Raw genomic sequence first — 17,334 nt, 5'->3', positions numbered from 1 at the left:
AAGCTCTGGGCGTGAGCGACGAGCGGGTAGTGCTGGTGGACGACGACGGGCGTGCGATCGGGACCGAGGCGAAGGCGACGGTCCACCACGCGGCGACGCCGCTGCATCTCGCGTTCTCCAGCTACGTGGTCGACACGGCCGGGCGGGTGCTGCTCACCCAGCGAGCGTTCGAAAAGCCTACCTGGCCAGGCGTTTGGACCAATAGTTGCTGCGGGCACCCACTTCCGGAAGAGCCGGTCGAGCAAGCGGTACGCCGTCGCCTCGCCGACGAACTGGGGATCATCGTGGAGTCGGCGGACCTGGTACTGCCGGAGTTCCGGTACCGCGCCGAGATGCCTACCGGTGTGGTCGAGAACGAGATCTGCCCGGTCTACCGAGTGTGGTGGACCGGTGACCCGACGCCGAATCCGGCCGAAGTCGCGTCGTACCGCTGGGTGGAGTGGAGCGAGCTCCGCGACATCCCGGACCTGTCCCCGTGGTGCCTCCTGCAACTGGACCAGCTGACCGCATCGCCAGTCGACTGGCCGATCGCCGACCCCGCTCGGCTACCACCTGCCGCCCAGATCTAGCTCCAGCAGATCGTTGTGTACGGCGACAGCCGCCGTACTCGCATGGCCGGCCGCACCGATCGCGAGCAGCGCCGGGCTGGTCGTCGTACCGACCGCGTAGACCCCGGGCACGGTCGTCCGCCCGCCGTCGTCGGTCACCACCGCACCGTCCTCCACCTGACAGCCAAGCGTCTCGGCCAGCTCGCTCTGCTGATGTTGCCGCACGACGACGAACACACGTCCCGGCGTCAGCACGTCTCCACCCGCCAGATGTACCCGCGCGCCTCGCACTTCCTGGATGCGCTCGGTGCGGACCGTCACCTTGGCTCGGTGCAGGCGGTCGAGCTGCGCCTCGGTGATCTCGTCCCCGTCCGTGCACAACACCACGTCATCACTCCACCGGCTGAGCAACAGCGCGCGAGTCACCGACCGATCCGGCTGGCCCCGCATCCCTAGCTGCACCAGCGGCTGGTCCCGCACCTCCCACCCATGGCAGTGCGGACACGCCACCACCGACCGACCCCAACCGTCGGCAACGCCCGGCACGTCAGGCAGCTCGTCCCACAGTCCAGTCGCAAGCACGACAGCCCGCGCCCGCACCCCACCGATCTCGAACCCGTCGTCGTCAGCCGTCGCGTCCTCGACACGCTCGTCCCGCACCTCGACGCCGTACGTCGCCAACTGCCGTCGCCCGACCGCCAGCAACTCACCCGGCGCCGGATCTTCAGCTCCCAAGTAGTTGTGCACGTGCTCGGCCGCCCGATTCCGCGCCCGCCCGTCGTCGAACACGACCACCTGCCGCCGCGCCCGCCCCAACGTCAGGGCCGCCTGTAACCCCGCCAAACTCCCACCGATGACTGCAACATCCATGCGATCAGTATACGAGAAGATATGTCTCACATAACAAGACGCTGCAGAAGCTCCGGGCCGGACCATGAGCGGCGGTCGCTCTCGGTCTCACGGATGAGCTCCACCAACTTGGCGTTGACCGGCGCGGACCGGCCGAGGGAGTCGGCCAGCCGGACGACCTCGCCGTTCAGGTAGTCGATCTCGGTCTGGCGGCCGGCTTCGAGGTCTTCCCACATCGACGTACGGGCGAGGGGATCGATGGCGAGCATCTTCCCGGCGAGCCGGCGGAAGAGGAAGTCGGGCAGCCGAAGGATCGCCGGGAAGCGGTGCATCGGCACCGGCAACAGTTGCGCCGGACGGATGCCGGCCGCATCGAGGAGGCCGAGGGTCTCGCTCTGCGCGGCCGCGAGGCAACGGCGGTACGGGCGCAGGGAAAGCTCGTCGCGCAGGGGCAAATTCGACAACGCGTTGATCGGATTGTTCAAGTTCAGCAGGAGTTTCGCCCACTGCACCGGCAGGATCTCGTCATGCTGCGTCAGCGGCAATCCGGCTCGCTCGAACGCCTCCAGGTAGGGCGTCAATGCGGCATCCCGTTGGACGTCGAGCGCACCCTCCGTGCCCTGATGAAACACGCCGGCGCCCCGGTTGAGCACGTTGAACGGAACCATCCCGGCGACAACGACCTGATCGCTCAGCCGCGACCGCAGTACCTCCCCGTTCCGTACGCCGTTCTGGAAGCTCACCACGACCGCACCAGGCTTGAGCACGGCCCGGAGCTCGTCGGCCGCACCCGCGGTCGCCGCCGACTTCACCGTCACCAGCACCAGATCCGCCTCAGCCGCAGCCGCCGGCGTCGTCTCGTACCGCACGTCGGCGACCCGGAGATCAGCGCCCAGATAGTCGGTCAGGTGCAAGCCGAACGACGCCAGGTCGGATGCCATCCGCTGACGACCGATGAATGTCACCGGCGTCCCCGTCGCCGCGAGCCGCCCACCGACATAGCAGCCGATCCCGCCGGCGCCGTACACAACGATGTTCACCGAACCTCCTCGGTCAACCGGATCCGTGACCGCTCGGGCAGCTCACCGGTCTCGCCGGTCAGTGTCTGCAGGGTCGCCCACAGGTGGTCGAAGGACTCGCTGCCGAGCCGAGTCTCCCAGTCTTCGAGCAGGTCGGCGATGGCCGCGTGGATCTGCCGCTCCAGCTTGCGCCCGGCGGCGGTCAGCCGGACCCGCTTGGCCCGCGGATCGGCAGGATCGGCCTCCCGGATCAGGTAGCCGTGCCGCTCGAGATGCGTCACCAGCTCGTGCATGGACTGCTTCGTCATCCCGGCGTGCGCGGCGAGCTCAGCCGTGTGCGACCCGTCGATCCCGCCGAACCGGAACAGCTGGAGATGTGCCGGGCGCAGCTCCGGGTGGCGTGGCCCGACGGCGGCCAGCACGGTGGCCAGGGCCTGGTCGAACGCGAGCCGGAGCAGGCCGAAGTAGCGCGGCGTTGACATGAGGGTCAGGCTACCTTACCGTCTTGGTCAGGCAACCTGACCATTAGGGGAGTGGATGACGATGACCGCCAGACAGCAGGTGATGGGTTTCCTCACCGGCAAGTGGATCCCGCCGGTGCTGGCAACACTGGCCGAGCTGGGCGTGGCCGACGAGCTGGTGGACAAACCACTGACCGTCGACGAGCTGGCCGAACGGGTCGGCGCGCAGCCGCGCGCTCTGTACCGGCTGCTCCGCGCCGCGGCGAGCGTCGGAGTCTTCGACGAGGAGGTGGACGGCCGGTTCGCCCTCACCGAGACGGCCGCCTTGCTGCGGTCCGACGTACCGGGATCGTTGCGAGCCGCGGCGATGATGTTCGGCCTCGAGCCGTTCTGGACGCCGTACGCACAGCTCACGCACTCGGTTCGCACCGGCGAGCCGGCCTTCGACCAGGTCTACGGACAGAGCATCTATCAACGGCTGGGCGAGCATCCGGACGAGGCGCGGACCTTCGCCGCGGCGGCGGCCGCGTTCCACGGTCGGGCGATGGTCCCGATCGCCCGGAGTCACGACTTCTCGGCGTACGGCGTGGTGGTGGACGTCGGCGGTGGTTCGGGCAGTCTGCTGGCGGAGGTGCTCCGGACGGATCCCGGTATCCGGGGCGTGCTGTTCGAGCTGCCGGAGGTGCTGCCGGAAGCGTCGGCGCTGCTGGCCAGGGAAGGGCTCGCGGACCGGGTGGAACTTGTCGCGGGGGACTTCTTCGAGGAGGTGCCGCCGGGTGATGCTTACCTGATCAAGAGTTGCCTGCATAACTTCGCCGACGAGCAGGTGGTCGAGATCCTCCGGGTGCTCGCGCGGACGGGTGCCCCGGTGCTGATCGTCGAGACGATGATCCCGCCAGGCAACGGTCCGCACTACGGGAAGTTCGACGACATCGAGATGCTGGCGATCGCGGGCGGTGCCGACCGGACCGAAGCGGAGTGGGCGGATCTCGCCCGGTCCGCGGGCCTGGCGCCGCAGCAGGTCGTCCCGTGCGACGAGCGCTTCTCTCTGCTGCCCTGTGAACGTATCTAGGGGACGTACCTGAGGACAGACACCTGGTGGATGTCTGTCCTTAGGTACCACCCCGAGGCCAACCCGACCAAGGAACCTCGGGCGCTTCTAATGCAGCCGCACCCTCGGATCCAGTACGGCGTACGCGATGTCGACCAGGATGTTCGCCACCACGACCGCGGCCGAGGCGAACAGGACGATGCCGATGATCACCGGTAGGTCCTGCTGGTTGATCGCGACCACCGCGGTCTGGCCGAGGCCGGGCAGGCTGAACACGGTCTCCGTGACCACCACGCCGCCGATCAGCTGACCGAGGTCGATACCGAACTGCGTGACCACCGGCGTCAGCGCGCTGCGCAGACCGTGCCGGACGATCACCCGGCTCTCGCGGATCCCCTTCGACCGCGCGGTCCGGATGTAGTCCTCACCGAGGACGTCCAGCATCGAGCCGCGGGTCAACCGGGTATACGTTGCCGCCAGCAACAATGCCAGCGCGATCCAGGGCAGGAACAGATGCTGGAACCACGGCCCGAAGCCGCCGGCGAGTGGCGAGTAGCCGCCGGCCGGGAACCATTTGAACCCGCTCAGGGTGAGCCGGAAGTACAGGAAGTACAGGAGTAGCAACCCGAGCAGGAACGACGGGAACGAGTAGAAGAACAACGCGAACAACGTCAGCCCGCGGTCCGCCAGCGACCGTGGGTGGATCGCCGAGATCACGCCGTTGAACACCCCGAGCGACAGCCACAGTACGGCGGCACCGAGCGCGAGCGACACCGTGATCGGCAGCGCCCCGGCGATGATCTTCGTCACCGGCACCTGGTGGTAGTAGTCGAACCCGAGGTTGCCCTTGAGCGCGTTGCCCAGGAAGTGCAGGTATTGCTTCCAGACCGGCAGGTCGAGACCGAGCCGGTGCTTGATCAACGCGATCGTCTCCGGCGTCGCCTGCCGGCCGGCCAGCGTTTGCGCAACGTTGCTCGGAGCAACGAAGAACAGGCCGAAGACCGCGATGCTGATCAGCCACAGGACCAGGATGCCGTGACCGATCCGGCGGAGCAGGAACATTGCCATCGTCAGCTCCGATCCGCGCGGGGGTCGAAGGCGTCTCGGACGCCGTCACCGAACAGGTTGAAGGCGAGCGTCGTGATCAGCAGCGCAAGGCCGGGGAAGAGGATGAACCACCACGCGGTCGTGTAGTAGTTCTGCGACGAGCTGATCATCCCGCCCCAGTCGGCGGTTGGTGGCGGCAGACCGAGTCCGAGGAACGACAACGTCGCCTGGGTCACGATCACCACCGGGATCAGCAGGGTCGTGTAGACGATCACCGGCGCGATCACGTTCGGCAGGATGTCGACGTACATGATCCGGCCGTCGCCCGCGCCCAGCGAGCGTGCCGCTTCGACGAACTCCTTCTCCCGTAACGACAGCACCTGGCCGCGGACGATCCGGGCCACCGAGGCCCAGCTGAAGCAGCCGATCACCAGCACTGTGACGGTCAGACTCGGGCCGGTCACCGACACCAGCGCGATCGCGACCAGCAGGAACGGCACCGACAGTACGACGTCGATCAGCCGCGCCAGGATGGTGTCGGTGATCCCCCCGAGGAACCCCGCCGCCAGTCCCAGCACGACTCCGATGACGACGGTGATCGCGGTCGCGATCACCCCCACCAGCAGCGACACCCGGGCGCCGTACGCGATCCGCACCAGGATGTCCCGGCCGAGATCGTCGGTACCGAGCCAGAAGGTGCCGTTCGGTCCGCGCGGCAGCCCGTCCGGGGTCAGCCCGATGTCGCGGTACTGCTCGTTCGGTGGGTGCCCGGTGATCGCCGTGAACACCGGCGCGAAGATCGCCATCAGCACGATCAGCACGATCACGACGAGCGAGATCATCGCCACCTTGTCCTTGCGCAACCGCCGCAACGCAAGGGTGAACGGACTCCGGCCCTCAATTGTCTGAGGCTCGTCGAGGACATCGACCATTTCGATTGCCGCGGTCATGGGGCCTCCCGGCCTGGACTGAGGAGCGGAGGGAGCGAAGCGACCGGAGCGACGAGGGAAGGCCGGGAGTTAAAGCCCCATGACCCTGCCGGCGCCGAAGGCCCGGCCAAAAGCGCAGTCATGATGCCTTCAAGTCCGGTACGGCGGTGGACAGGTCCTCGCCTACCGTCAATGGATAGAAGCACGCGGTCTGGTGGTTGTAGGCGTCGGTCAGGACGGGCTCTAGTGGCGGCTCGCCGGCCGCACAATCGAGCCGCGCCTTCGGGCACCGCGTGTGGAACCTGCACCCCTCCGGCGGGTTCGTCGCGGACGGGATGTCGCCACCGAGGATGATCTGCTCACGACTGTCGGCCGTGTCCGGATCGGCGACCGGTAACGCGGACAGCAACGCCCGCGTGTAAGGATGCCGGGTCTGCCCGAACAGCTCGTCCGTCGGCGCGAGCTCGACGATCTTGCCCAGGTACATGACCGCGATCCGGTTGCTCACGTGCCGGACCACGGACAGGTCGTGCGAGATGAACACGTACGTCAGATCGAACTCTTTCTGCAGATCCGCGAGCAGGTTGATGATCTGCGCCTGGATCGACACGTCCAGCGCCGACACCGGCTCGTCGCAGATCACCAGCTTCGGCCGCAGCGCGAGCGCCCGCGCCACCCCGATTCGTTGCCGTTGGCCACCGGAGAACTCGGCCGGGAACCTGTTGTAGTGCTCGGGATTCAGCCCGACCAGCTCCATCAGCTCCTGGACCTTCTTCTTCCGGTCGTTGCCGGACGCAATGTTGTGGATGGCGAACGGATCTCCGATGATCGATCCGACCCGGCGGCGCGGGTTCAGCGAGCCGTACGGGTCCTGGAAGATCACCTGGACGTCACGCCGCAGCGGCCGCATCGCCTTGCGCGACAGCTTGGTGATGTCCTTGCCCTCGAACCACACCGAGCCCGACGTCACGTCGTACAGATGCGCCATACAGCGAGCCAGCGTCGACTTGCCGCAGCCGGTCTCGCCGACCAGTCCGAGGGTCTCGCCCTTGTGCACCTCGAGCGACACACCCGCGACTGCCTGGACCACCTCCTTGGACTGCGTGGGGAAGTTCTTCCGTACGTCGTCCACCTTCAGCAGTACGTCATCGGTCATGAAGCGATCGCCTCGCTGTTCTCGTGCGGTAGCCAGCAGGCCGACTGGTGCCGGGGATCGCGGGCGACGTCGATCAGCGGCGGCGCCTCGGCACGGCACTTGTCGAACACGTGGGAGCAACGGGCCGCGAACGGGCAGCCCTTGGGCAGGCTGATCAGGCTGGGCGGTGTCCCCGGGATCGGGGTCAGCCGGTCACCGCTGCGGGCCGGCAACGAGGCCAGCAGGCCCTGGGTGTACGGATGGTGGTTGCGGTAGAAGATGTCCCGCCGCGGCGCCCGTTCCATCACCGCGCCGGCGTACATCACCACGACCTCGTCGGCCATCTCGGCCACCACGCCGAGGTCGTGGGTGATCAGGATGATCGCCGTACCGAACTGCTCCTGGAGCCGGCGCATCACGTTCAGCACCTGGGCCTGCACGGTCACGTCGAGCGCGGTGGTCGGCTCGTCCGCGATCAGCAGGGCCGGGTCGAGTGCCATCGCCATCGCGATCATCACCCGCTGCCGCATGCCGCCGGAGAACTGGTGGGGGTAGTCGTCGATCCGTTCCGCCGCCCGGGGGATGCCGACCAGGGTCAGCAGGTCGGCGGCCCGTTTCCGGGCCGCCTGCTTGCTGATCTCCTTGTCGTGCGCCCGGATCATCTCCACGATCTGCCAGCCGATCCGGTACTGCGGATGCAGGCTGGACAGCGGATCCTGGAAGATCATCCCGATCTGGGCGCCCCGGAGCCGGCGGAGCGTCGACTGGTCCGCGGTGATCAGGTCCGTTCCGTCGAAGAACGCCGTACCGGATACTTTCGCGCCGCGGGTGAGGCCGGTGATGGTCTGGGTGGACACGCTCTTGCCCGAACCGGACTCGCCCACCACCGCCAGCGTCTGACCGGCCTCGACGTCGTACGACAACCCCCGGACGGCGTGGACGGTGCCGTCCGGGGTGTCGAAGGAGACCCGGAGATCCCTTACTTCAAGCAGAGCCATGAGGTTCCTATCCGCCCTGCTTGTCCTTGTCGATCCAGACGTTCGTCGGATCGAACATCTGCATGGCCGGCACGTAGACGGCGTTGTGTACCTGTGAGGCGTGGTAGTTCGGGTTCTTCGGGTTGGTCAGCGGGAAGAACGGCGCGTCGGCCATCACCTGTGCGTCGGCCTTGGCCCACAGATCCGACGCCTGGTCCTGGGTGGGCGCGGCTGCGGCCTGCTGGATCAGTGCGTTGGTCTGCGCGCTGTTGTACAGCCCGAAGTTGCTGCCGATCGGCGGGAACGACGGCTGACCGGAGAACAGCGGGTTGAAGAACGACAGCGCCGCGTTGCCGTACCAGTCAGCGCCCCAGCCGGCCAGCGACATGTCCCAGACGCCGCGTTCCGCGACCGTCGGCACCTGCAGGTACTTCACGTAGAAGTCCGCGTTCGGTGACGGTACGCCGACGACATCGATCCCGACCTTGGACAGGTCCTGCTGGATCGTCTGGAAGGCCTTGCTGCTGCCCTCGGACGCGTTCCGGTACAGGAACTTCAGCGTCAGGTGCGGGAAGCCCGCCTCCGTCAGCAGTTGCTTGGCCTTGTCCACGTCGTTCGGGTACGGGTCGATCTGCTTCGAGCCGACGATGTTGTCCGGCAGCACGTGCGTCAGCGGCGGGTTGATCGTCGGTCCGCCGATGACCTGGAGGATGTGGCTGCGGTTGAGCGCGTAGTTGATCGCCTGCCGCACCTTCGCGTTCTGCAGCGCCTTGTTGTTGTTCGGCGAGACCGTGTTGTAGATGACGTACGGGTTGCTCGACGCCGTCATCCCGAGGTTCAGGTTCGGGTCCTTCTTCGCGATCAGGGCCGGCAGCTGCGACGGTGGCGGGCCGACGTCGAACTCGAGGTCGGCGGTCGGCGTACCGGTCTGCAGTTGCTGCTGGACCGAGTCCTGCGTGACCGTCTCGTTCACCACGATCTTGTCGACGTACGCCTTGCGCACCGGGTCGGACGCGGGGTCCCACGCGGTGTTGCGCGAGTAGGCGATCGACTTGGTCGGCACCCACTTGTCGACCTTGTACGGGCCGTCGGACGGGAAGTTGTTACCGAGGTCCGTGCTGGCCGGGAGGTACTTGAGCGACTCCACCGGGGCCGGCGAGAAGGCCGGCAGCGTCAGCATGTCGACGAAGTACGTGGCCGGCTGGGTCAGGTGGAACTCGACCGTGCTGGCGTCCTTGGCGACCACACCGGGAAGAGCCGTCTTGTCGATGTACGCCTGGATCCCGGCCACCGTCTTCGGCGCCTTGGCGAATCCGTCCGCGAACGCCTTGTACCCGACGATCAGGTTGGCGAAGTCCGGGATGCCGCCGAAAGGCTGCACCGGGTTCGCGGTCCGCTTCACGCCGCGGACCATGTCCTCGGCGGTGACTGCCCGGGCCGGGCTGGTGTTCCACTTCGCGCCGGGCCGGATCTTGATCGTGTACGTTTTGCCGTCGGCACTGATCCCGCCGTTCGCCGTGGTCGGCATGTCCGTGGCGAGGTCGGCCACCGGCTTGGTGTTGTCGGTGCCGGGATCGGCCGGATACGTGAACAGCTGCCGGCTCCACATCCGCAGGTTCAGGTAACCGACCGAGTAGTAGCTGATGTTGGGGTCCATGTAGTCGACATCGCCCGCCCCGAGCATGTTCAGGGTGCCGCCTGTGACCGGGGTGCCCGCGGTGCTGCCGGATCCGGTCACCGTGTTGCCGCCGTTGCTGCAGGCCGCGAGTGTCAGGCTCGCGACGGCGGCAAGGGATAGTGCCGCCAGCCGTCTTCTGGCCATTGGTCCTCCTCCGGGACTCGATAGCGCCGAAGTTAGGACTTCCGGGCCCAACCGGAACCGCCGGTCACGCAACCGTCAAACAGATGACAACCGCCGCCCGCCGCAACATGACGGATTCATGACAGCCGTAACCGTCACCTCGACCATGTGTGAGCGACACTGGGTCCGTGGCACACAGCTTGCTGCTGGTCGACGACGAGCCGCGGATCCGGCGGGTACTGCGGCTTGCCCTGGAGGACGAGGGCTATCAGGTCCAGGAGGCGGCCAACGGGTACGACGCCCTGGCCGCACTGCGCCGGGAGCCGCCGGACGTGGTCCTGCTGGACCTGATGCTGCCGGACCGGGACGGGTTCACCGTCTGCCGGGAGATCCGCCGGTCCAGCGACGTACCGGTGATCATGGTGACAGCTCGGACCGACAGCCACGACGTGGTCGCCGGGCTGGAGGCCGGCGCGGACGACTACGTGACCAAGCCGCTGGTCGCGAAGGAGTTGTCGGCCCGGATCCGGGCGTTGCTGCGGCGGGTCGAGCCGGCCAACTCGCGACAGGCCGACCTGCTCGAGGTCGGTGACCTGCGCATCGACGTACCCGGGGCCGAGGTGACGCGGGACGGCGAGACGCTGCCGCTGACCCGGACCGAGTTCAAGCTGCTGGCCGAGCTGGCCGGTGCCGAGGGCAAGGTGCTCAGCCGGGAGCAGTTGCTGTCGAAGGTCTGGGGGTACGGGTACTTCGGAGACAGCCGGATCGTCGACGTCCACGTCCGGCGGCTCCGGCTGAAGATCGAGCGCGACCCGGCCAGCCCGAAGCATCTCGTCACCGCCCGCGGCCTGGGCTACCGACTGGTGAGCTGACGTTGCTGGGACGGGTCAGCCTGCGAGGCCGCGTGATGCTGGCGTACGGCCTGCTGGCGCTCGGATTGTCGACGGTTCTGGCGATCGTGACCTGGAGTGTGGTCTCGGACTACCTGACCTCGCAGCGCACGTCATCCGCGGTGGTGGTGACGTCGGACAACGCGGCGGCGCTGCGGTACGGGCTGTTCGGCCCGCCGCAACCGTGCCGGCCGGCCCGCGAACGGGCCGAGTGCGGCAGCCCGACGCTGCTGCCGGGTGTGCAGGCGATGGACGTTCTGAACAGTCTGCCGTCCACCGACGCGGCGGCCTCGATGCTGTATCTCGAGGACCATTGGTACTCGCTGACCGGGCAACCGTCCGACCTGCCGCCGGACCTGATCCAGACCGCACTCGCCGGCAGCGTCGTACAGCGGCGGATCGCGGTCAACGGGCAGCCGGTGCTCGCGGTCGGCGTACCGATCGGCCGTCAGGGCGAGGCGTTCTTCGAGTGGCATCCGCTGGAGAGCCTGGACAACACGCTGCGGACGCTGAAGATCACGCTGATCGTGGCGGCGATCGCGACCGCACTGATCGGGCTCGCGGTCGGGCGGTTGGCCAGCACGCTGGCGCTGCGGCCGCTCGCCGAGCTGACCCGGGTCGCGGACGCGGTCGCGCGCGGGAAGCTGGACGCGCGGTTGGAGGCGGAGAACGACCCCCACCTCGGGGGGCTGGCGAGATCGTTCAACCAGACCGCCGCGGATCTGGAACGCCGGGTGGCGGTGGACGCGCGGTTCGCCGGCGACGTGAGCCATGAGCTCCGTACGCCGTTGATGACGATGCTGAACTCGATGCAACTGATCCAGAACCATCGCGCCGAGCTGCCGTCCGTCGTACGCGAGCCGGTCGAGCTGCTCGGCGACGACCTGGACCGGTTCCGGCGGCTGGTGATCGACCTGCTGGAGATCTCCCGCGACGACGGCGGCGACCGGGGGAGCCGGGAGATCGTCCGGATCGCCGACCTGGTCCGGGCCGCGGGGGACGCGACCGCCGGCCGGGAGGTGACCACGGTCGAGCCGGACGCCGAGGGCCTGATCCTGCAGGCCGACAAGCGCCGGCTCGAGCGGGTGATCGCGAACCTGGTCGAGAACGCCGAGGACCACGCCGGCGGCTGCAAGGGCGTCGGGGTCGAGGCTGGTGGGCTGGGCGTGATCATCACCGTCGACGACGCCGGCCCCGGTATCGCGGTCGAGGATCGCTCCCGCATCTTCGAACGGTTCGGTCGCGGCGAGACCTCCGGCCGGGGCCGCGGCGTCGGACTGGGTCTGGCCATCGTCGCCCGGCATGTCCAGTGGCACCACGGCACCATCCAGGTCACCGACCGCCCGGGCGGCGGCGCCCGCTTCATCGTCGAGCTTCCGGCGAAAATCAGCTGACAGGTATTGCCCGCCCTGGTTATCGTTTACGTATGGCTACTTGCCTCTGTGTCTAGCTGGCGCACTCACTCCAACAGGTGAAGTGCGTCTACTAGTATTTACGGAGAGTAACCATCATGATCACCGTTCGCGGTGTTGATATTCGCGTCGGCGCGCAGCTCTTGCTGTCCGACCTTTCGTTCACTGTCGGCGCGGGGGACCGCGTCGGGCTCATCGGTCGCAACGGCGCCGGCAAGACCACGCTGCTGACGACGCTGGCCGGCGAACGCCGTCCGGCGGCGGGTGAGATCGCCCTGACCGGGTCTGTCGGCTACCTGCCGCAGGACCCGCGGGCGGCCGATCCCGCCATCACCGTCACCTCGCGCATCCTGTCCGCCCGCGGTCTCGACACCGCGGTCCGGAAGCTGCGCGACGCCGAGACCGCGATGAGCACGGCCACCGGTGAAGCGCAGGAGCGCGCGATGGCGGCGTACGCGAGGGCCGAGGCGCAGTTCCAGGCGGGCGGTGGCTATGCGGCCGAGGCGGAAGCGGCGCGGCTCGCGGCCGGCGTTGGTCTGCCCAATCGCGCCCTCGAGCAGCCGGTTGGTCAGCTGTCCGGCGGTCAGCGTCGCCGGGTCGAGCTGGCCCGGATCTTGTTCGCGCAGCACGACATGCTGCTGCTCGACGAGCCGACCAACCACCTCGACGCCGACTCGGTGCTGTGGCTGCGGCAGTTCCTGCTGGCGTACCCCGGCGGCCTGATCGTGATCAGCCACGACCGCGAGTTGCTCAAGGCAACGGTCAACCGGGTCTTCCACCTGGACCCGCAGCGGCTGACGATCGACATCTACAACACCGGCTGGAAGAAGTACGGCGAGCAGCTGGTGCTGGACGAGCGACGCCGGCAGCGCGGGCGCGCGGTCGCCGAACGCAAGGCCGCGGTCCTGCGCACCCAGGCGGCGAAGATGCAGGCCGGCGCCAGCACCGCGATGGCGGCCAAGAACATGGCCCGCCGGGCGGACAAGCTGCTGTCCGACCTCGAGCCGGTACGCCGGGCTGCCCGGGTCGCCAAGATCCGGCTGCCCGCACCGGCGCCGTCCGGCCGGACCCCGCTGTCCGCGGTCGGCCTGAAGAAGGCGTACGGCGGCCTGCAGGTCCTCAACGGTGTCGACCTGTCCATCGACCGGGGCAGCCGGGTCGTCATCCTGGGCCTGAACGGCGCGGGCAAGACCACCCTGCTCCGGCTTCTCGCGGGTCGCGAGCAGCCGGACGCCGGTCGCGTCGTACCCGGTCACGGCCTGCGGCTCGGGTACTTCGCCCAGGAACACGACACCCTGGATCTGGCCGGGACGGTGCGGCAGAACCTGGCCGCGGTCGCGCCCGGTCTGACCGACGGTGAGGTCCGGAACGTGCTCGGCTCGTTCCTGTTCAGCGGTGACGATGTGGACAAGCCGGCCGGTGTGCTGTCGGGTGGAGAGAAGACCCGGTTGGCGCTTGCCGGACTGGTTCACTCGAGCGCGAACGTGTTGCTGCTGGACGAGCCGACCAACAACCTCGACCCTGCTTCTCGGGACGAGGTGCTGGGCGCGGTCGGCAGCTATCCGGGCGCGATCGTGATGGTCACGCACGACGAGGGTGCGATCGAGGCCCTCCGTCCGGACCGGGTGCTGATCCTGCCCGATGCCACCGAGGATCTCTGGTCCGACGACTACCTGGAGCTCGTCTCCTTGGCGTGAGTCAACCCTGGGGTTGAGACCCGGTTCCACCTGGGTCTCACCTCGGGGCTGACGTCCCGGCAGCCGGATCCGAGGAGGGTTGTCCTCAACAACAAACCTCCTCGGAAGGAACCCGGAAATGTCGGCCGTAATCGGTATCTTGGTGGGTCTGCTGGTGCTGGTGCGCGTGATCGGCCGGCAGGTGACCGGTTCGCTCGTCACGCAGAAGTCGCTGTTCCTGATGCCGGTGATCCTGCTCGGCATCGGTCTCCTCTCGCTCTCCTCCGCCGTGCACGGCGCCTCCACCGGTCAGCTCGCGTTCCTCGCTCTGGACTGTGTCGTCCTGGTCGGCTTCGGCGTCGCCCGCGGCGCCAGCGTCCGGCTGTCGCAGACCGAGCAGGGCCTGTTCCAGAAGGGCACCGCCGCGACGCTGGTGCTCTGGCTGGTGACCATCGCGCTCCGGGTCGGTACGGAATTCGCCTCGGCCGCGCTCTGGCCGCACACCTCGTTCGGCTCCTCGACGATCGCGCTGACCATCGGCCTCACCCTCGCCGCCCAGAGCGCGATGATCTACCGCCGCTCGCTCGCGATGAACATCCCGCTGGCCGCGCAGCGGGCATGATGAGCCAATGAGATGGACGCTCGCAGACCAGGTACGGGACTCCTCCGTGCCTGGTCTGCTGCTGCGCGCGGTGCCGGGTGTGCTGACCGTCGTCTCGGTGGTCCTCGCCGCCTCGGACACCGAGCGTCGGCTGCCCTACCCGCTGATCGTGGCCCTCGGCGTGATCGTTGTCGCCAGCAACGTCTCGCTGTTCGGGCTCCGGTACGGCGAACCGCTGGGCCGGGCCGGTTACGGCCTGCTCGTGTTCGCGATCGCCGGTTCGCTGCTCTGGTTCGCGCTGCCCGGCAGCGTCCTGATCGTCCTCCCGTTCTGGGTGACGCGATCCGCGATCAGGTACTACCGGCCCAGCACGATCGCGTGGGTGATCGTCGCGGTCGGGATCCTCGGCGCGAGCGTTCCGCTGTACGTCACGACCCGGTCGGGGACGGCCGCGCTGGGGACCGCGTTCGGCGTGGTGGCGCTGACGCTGGCCTCGATCAACCGGCGGACCCGGGAGCAGCAGTTGGAGGACCTCGAGGTCTCGCTGGCTCGTAAGCAGGCCGCGATCGAGGAACACGGGCGCGCAGCGGCACTGGCTGAGCGGGCCCGGATCGCGCGCGACGTGCACGACGTACTGGCGCATTCCCTGGCCGGGCTGTCGTTGAGTCTGCAGGGTGCTCGGCTGATGCTCGTGCGGGACGGCGCTTCGGCTGAGGCTGTCGAGCAGGTGACGCGGGCGCAGGGGTTGGCGGCCGAGGGGTTGGCCGAGGCGCGGCGGGCGGTCGCTGCCCTGCGGGAGGACGCGGTTCCCGACGTACGGGCGCTTGGTGATCTGGTCACGGCGTATCGGCTGGAGAGTGGGGCGACGGCGGAGTTCGAGGTGGAAGGTTCCGAGCGGGAGCTGCCGGCTGACGTGATGAGCACGCTGTACCGGACCGTGCAGGAGGCGCTGGCGAACACTCGCAAGCACGCGCCGGGTGCGCCGGTGCAGGTGAAGCTGTCGTACGGCGACGTCGTACGGCTCACCGTGGAAGACCAGCCGGGTAAGCGTCCGGAGCGAGCGACGCCGGGCGGTTATGGTCTGCTCGGGATGCGCGAACGTGCCGACCTGGTCGGCGGATCCTTGGAGGCCGGCCCGACCTCGACAGGCTGGCGAGTGGAGCTCACGGTATGAGTGTGCGTGTGGTGGTCGCCGACGACCAGACGGTGGTCCGCGACGGGTTGGTCACGTTGCTCAAGCTGATGCCTGGGATCGACGTGGTCGCGGCGGCGTCGGACGGTCAGGAAGCGGTCCGCCTGGTCGCCGAGCACGATCCGGACGTCCTGCTCGTCGATCTGCGGATGCCGACGATGGACGGCGTCGAGGCGACCCGTCAGGTGCGGACGGACCATCCGCGGACCGAGGTCGTCGTACTCACGACGTACAGCGATGACGACTCGGTGCTGTCCGCGCTCCGGGCCGGCGCCCGTGGATTCCTGACCAAGGACGCCGATGCCGAGTCGATCGGTCGCGCCCTGGAAGCGGCGGCCGCCGGTCAGTCGATCGTCGACGCCGAGGTCCAGCGCCGCCTGATCGAAGGCGCGACCACCAAACCGCCCGAGCCCACCGACACCGGCCTGACCCCGCGCGAGCTGGAGGTCCTCCGCCTGATCGCCGAGGGTCTGTCCAACACCGAGATCGCCCGCCACCTGGTCGTCAGCGAAGCCACCGTCAAGACCCACATCAACCACCTCTTCGCCAAAGCCAATCTCCGCGACCGAGCCCAGGCCGTCGCGTACGCCTACCGGCTAGGTCTCGCCTGACAGGTTTGTGCGACTGGGTTGCATCTGGAGGGCGGTCGGCGTTTACTGGCGACTCGTGAGGCGGATGGATGTGACCGGGCGGGAGTGGGGTTCGGTCGGCGCGATGGCGGCGTTCGTGCTGCTCTTGCATCTGGTCGGTTGGGGTGTGCTGGCGTTGGTTGTCGCGCCCCGGCACTACGCGCTGGGATCGGCCGGCGTGTTCGGGGTCGGGCTCGGCGTCACGGCGTACACGCTCGGGATGCGGCACGCGTTCGACGCCGACCACATCGCGGCGATCGACAACACGACCCGGAAGCTGATGGCGGACGGACGCCGGCCGTTGTCGGTCGGGTTCTGGTTCTCGCTCGGGCATTCGAGCGTCGTGTTCGGACTGTGTTTCCTGCTTGGGATCGGCGTCCGCGCGCTGGCCGGTCAGGTCGCGGACGGGTCCTCCCGGCTGCAGCAGACCACCGGCGTCATCGGTACGGCGGTCTCCGGCGTCTTCCTGTACCTGATCGCCGCGCTCAACCTCGCGGTCCTGATCGCCGTGATCAAGGTCTTCCGCCGGATGCGCACCGGCGAGTACGACGAGGCATCGCTCGAGCAGCACCTCGACAACCGCGGCTTCATGAACCGGATCCTGTCCGGCGTGACGAAGGCGGTCACCCGGCCGTGGCAGATGTACCCGATCGGCTTCCTGTTCGGCCTCGGGTTCGACACCGCGACCGAGGTCAGTCTGCTGGTGCTCGCCGGCGGCGCGGCCGCGTTCAGCCTGCCCTGGTACGCCGTACTCACGCTGCCGATCCTGTTCGCCGCCGGGATGAGCCTGCTCGACACCATCGACGGCTGCCTGATGAACTTCGCCTACGGCTGGGCGTTCGCGAAACCGGTCCGGAAGGTCTACTACAACATCACCATCACCGGCCTGTCGGTCGTCGTCGCGCTGGTGATCGGCAGCATCGAGCTGATCTCGATCCTCACCGACAGGTTCCACATCGACCACGGCCCACTCGCCGCGATCGCCGGCATCGACCTGAACTACGTCGGCTACGCCATCGTCGGCCTGTTCGTCGTCACCTGGCTCGCCGCCCACGCGATCTGGAAGTACGCCCGGATCGAACAGAAATGGTCCGCCCAGTAATTCGACCTGCTTGCC

17 protein-coding genes are annotated in these 17,334 nt (G+C 68.2%); 9 read left to right on the top strand and 8 right to left on the bottom strand.

Annotated elements, in window-relative coordinates; all coding sequences use genetic code 11:
* Positions 1-11 precede the first annotated feature (11 nt).
* Complete coding sequence (gene idi / locus EV650_RS17245) at positions 12-569, top strand: isopentenyl-diphosphate Delta-isomerase (RefSeq protein WP_134119757.1); 558 nt, start codon at positions 12-14, stop codon at positions 567-569.
* On the opposite strand, the gene EV650_RS17240 is transcribed toward idi, so the two are convergent.
* From EV650_RS17240 to EV650_RS17230, 3 genes are read right to left on the bottom strand one after another with little or no spacing between them, the layout of a single operon-like run.
* On the bottom strand, positions 546-1,418 hold the full coding sequence (locus EV650_RS17240) for an NAD(P)/FAD-dependent oxidoreductase (protein WP_166678164.1): 873 nt from the start codon (positions 1,416-1,418) through the stop codon (positions 546-548). The genes idi and EV650_RS17240 overlap by 24 nt on opposite strands.
* Positions 1,419-1,444: 26 nt before the next feature.
* The gene (locus tag EV650_RS17235) at positions 1,445-2,437 is read right to left on the bottom strand and encodes a 2-dehydropantoate 2-reductase (RefSeq protein ID WP_134119755.1); all 993 of its coding nucleotides are present in this window, start codon (positions 2,435-2,437) and stop codon (positions 1,445-1,447) included.
* A complete protein-coding gene (locus tag EV650_RS17230; RefSeq protein ID WP_134119754.1) occupies positions 2,434-2,898 on the bottom strand; it encodes a MarR family winged helix-turn-helix transcriptional regulator in 465 nt (154 codons plus the stop codon). Before EV650_RS17230 ends, EV650_RS17235 begins: the two co-directional genes overlap by 4 nt.
* Positions 2,899-2,959: 61 nt before the next feature.
* Here EV650_RS17230 and EV650_RS17225 point away from each other — a divergent pair, with 61 nt between their 5' ends.
* Positions 2,960-3,949 carry a methyltransferase gene (locus EV650_RS17225; RefSeq protein ID WP_166678163.1) on the top strand — a complete coding sequence of 330 codons (990 nt, stop codon included), beginning with the start codon at positions 2,960-2,962 and terminating at the stop codon, positions 3,947-3,949.
* An 87-nt stretch (positions 3,950-4,036) separates the two neighbouring features.
* Here EV650_RS17225 and EV650_RS17220 read toward each other — a convergent pair whose 3' ends face one another.
* The 5 genes from EV650_RS17220 to EV650_RS17200 form a co-directional block, all read right to left on the bottom strand.
* Entirely contained in the window at positions 4,037-4,996 is a 960-nt protein-coding gene (locus tag EV650_RS17220) for an ABC transporter permease (RefSeq protein WP_134119752.1), read from the bottom strand.
* Positions 4,997-4,998: 2 nt separating this feature from the next.
* The gene (locus EV650_RS17215) at positions 4,999-5,925 is read right to left on the bottom strand and encodes an ABC transporter permease (RefSeq protein ID WP_134119751.1); all 927 of its coding nucleotides are present in this window, start codon (positions 5,923-5,925) and stop codon (positions 4,999-5,001) included.
* Positions 5,926-6,043: 118 nt separating this feature from the next.
* Positions 6,044-7,060, bottom strand: a complete 1,017-nt coding sequence (locus tag EV650_RS17210; RefSeq protein ID WP_134119750.1) for an ABC transporter ATP-binding protein — start codon at positions 7,058-7,060, stop codon at positions 6,044-6,046.
* On the bottom strand, positions 7,057-8,037 hold the full coding sequence (locus tag EV650_RS17205; RefSeq protein WP_134119749.1) for an ABC transporter ATP-binding protein: 981 nt from the start codon (positions 8,035-8,037) through the stop codon (positions 7,057-7,059). Before EV650_RS17205 ends, EV650_RS17210 begins: the two co-directional genes overlap by 4 nt.
* A gap of 7 nt (positions 8,038-8,044) precedes the next feature.
* Positions 8,045-9,838, bottom strand: a complete 1,794-nt coding sequence (locus EV650_RS17200; protein ID WP_134119748.1) for an ABC transporter substrate-binding protein — start codon at positions 9,836-9,838, stop codon at positions 8,045-8,047.
* Between the two features lie 167 nt (positions 9,839-10,005).
* Here EV650_RS17200 and EV650_RS17195 point away from each other — a divergent pair, with 167 nt between their 5' ends.
* The 7 genes from EV650_RS17195 (at position 10,006) to nicT (ending at position 17,319) form a co-directional block, all read left to right on the top strand.
* A complete protein-coding gene (locus EV650_RS17195) occupies positions 10,006-10,689 on the top strand; it encodes a response regulator (protein ID WP_134119747.1) in 684 nt (227 codons plus the stop codon).
* A 2-nt stretch (positions 10,690-10,691) separates the two neighbouring features.
* Positions 10,692-12,101 carry an ATP-binding protein gene (locus tag EV650_RS17190; protein WP_134119746.1) on the top strand — a complete coding sequence of 470 codons (1,410 nt, stop codon included), beginning with the start codon at positions 10,692-10,694 and terminating at the stop codon, positions 12,099-12,101.
* Positions 12,102-12,217: 116 nt separating this feature from the next.
* Complete coding sequence (locus EV650_RS17185) at positions 12,218-13,816, top strand: ABC-F family ATP-binding cassette domain-containing protein (protein WP_134119745.1); 1,599 nt, start codon at positions 12,218-12,220, stop codon at positions 13,814-13,816.
* A 118-nt stretch (positions 13,817-13,934) separates the two neighbouring features.
* Positions 13,935-14,417 carry a hypothetical protein gene (locus EV650_RS17180; protein ID WP_134119744.1) on the top strand — a complete coding sequence of 161 codons (483 nt, stop codon included), beginning with the start codon at positions 13,935-13,937 and terminating at the stop codon, positions 14,415-14,417.
* Between the two features lie 7 nt (positions 14,418-14,424).
* Positions 14,425-15,570, top strand: a complete 1,146-nt coding sequence (locus EV650_RS17175; protein ID WP_134119743.1) for a sensor histidine kinase — start codon at positions 14,425-14,427, stop codon at positions 15,568-15,570.
* Entirely contained in the window at positions 15,567-16,199 is a 633-nt protein-coding gene (locus EV650_RS17170; protein ID WP_134119742.1) for a response regulator, read from the top strand. Before EV650_RS17175 ends, EV650_RS17170 begins: the two co-directional genes overlap by 4 nt.
* Before the next feature lie 64 nt (positions 16,200-16,263).
* Complete coding sequence (gene nicT / locus EV650_RS17165; RefSeq protein ID WP_202874732.1) at positions 16,264-17,319, top strand: Nickel transporter NicT; 1,056 nt, start codon at positions 16,264-16,266, stop codon at positions 17,317-17,319.
* Positions 17,320-17,334 lie beyond the last annotated feature (15 nt).

Source organism: Kribbella kalugense (assembly GCF_004365875.1).
Lineage (GTDB): Bacteria > Actinomycetota > Actinomycetes > Propionibacteriales > Kribbellaceae > Kribbella > Kribbella kalugense.
This window is presented reverse-complemented; position numbering and strand designations above follow the sequence as displayed.

Bases quoted from the DNA above. Each gene is read 5' to 3' on its own strand.
- EV650_RS17240 (WP_166678164.1), bottom strand. From the start codon at position 1,418: ATGGATGTTGCAGTCATCGGTGGGAGTTTGGCGGGGTTACAGGCGGCC.
- EV650_RS17230 (WP_134119754.1), bottom strand. From the start codon at position 2,898: ATGTCAACGCCGCGCTACTTCGGCCTGCTCCGGCTCGCGTTCGACCAG.
- EV650_RS17225 (WP_166678163.1), top strand. From the start codon at position 2,960: ATGACCGCCAGACAGCAGGTGATGGGTTTCCTCACCGGCAAGTGGATC.
- EV650_RS17220 (WP_134119752.1), bottom strand. From the start codon at position 4,996: ATGGCAATGTTCCTGCTCCGCCGGATCGGTCACGGCATCCTGGTCCTG.
- EV650_RS17215 (WP_134119751.1), bottom strand. From the start codon at position 5,925: ATGACCGCGGCAATCGAAATGGTCGATGTCCTCGACGAGCCTCAGACA.
- EV650_RS17210 (WP_134119750.1), bottom strand. From the start codon at position 7,060: ATGACCGATGACGTACTGCTGAAGGTGGACGACGTACGGAAGAACTTC.
- EV650_RS17205 (WP_134119749.1), bottom strand. From the start codon at position 8,037: ATGGCTCTGCTTGAAGTAAGGGATCTCCGGGTCTCCTTCGACACCCCG.
- EV650_RS17200 (WP_134119748.1), bottom strand. From the start codon at position 9,838: ATGGCCAGAAGACGGCTGGCGGCACTATCCCTTGCCGCCGTCGCGAGC.
- EV650_RS17185 (WP_134119745.1), top strand. From the start codon at position 12,218: ATGATCACCGTTCGCGGTGTTGATATTCGCGTCGGCGCGCAGCTCTTG.
- EV650_RS17180 (WP_134119744.1), top strand. From the start codon at position 13,935: ATGTCGGCCGTAATCGGTATCTTGGTGGGTCTGCTGGTGCTGGTGCGC.
- EV650_RS17175 (WP_134119743.1), top strand. From the start codon at position 14,425: ATGAGATGGACGCTCGCAGACCAGGTACGGGACTCCTCCGTGCCTGGT.
- EV650_RS17170 (WP_134119742.1), top strand. From the start codon at position 15,567: ATGAGTGTGCGTGTGGTGGTCGCCGACGACCAGACGGTGGTCCGCGAC.
- nicT (WP_202874732.1), top strand. From the start codon at position 16,264: ATGGATGTGACCGGGCGGGAGTGGGGTTCGGTCGGCGCGATGGCGGCG.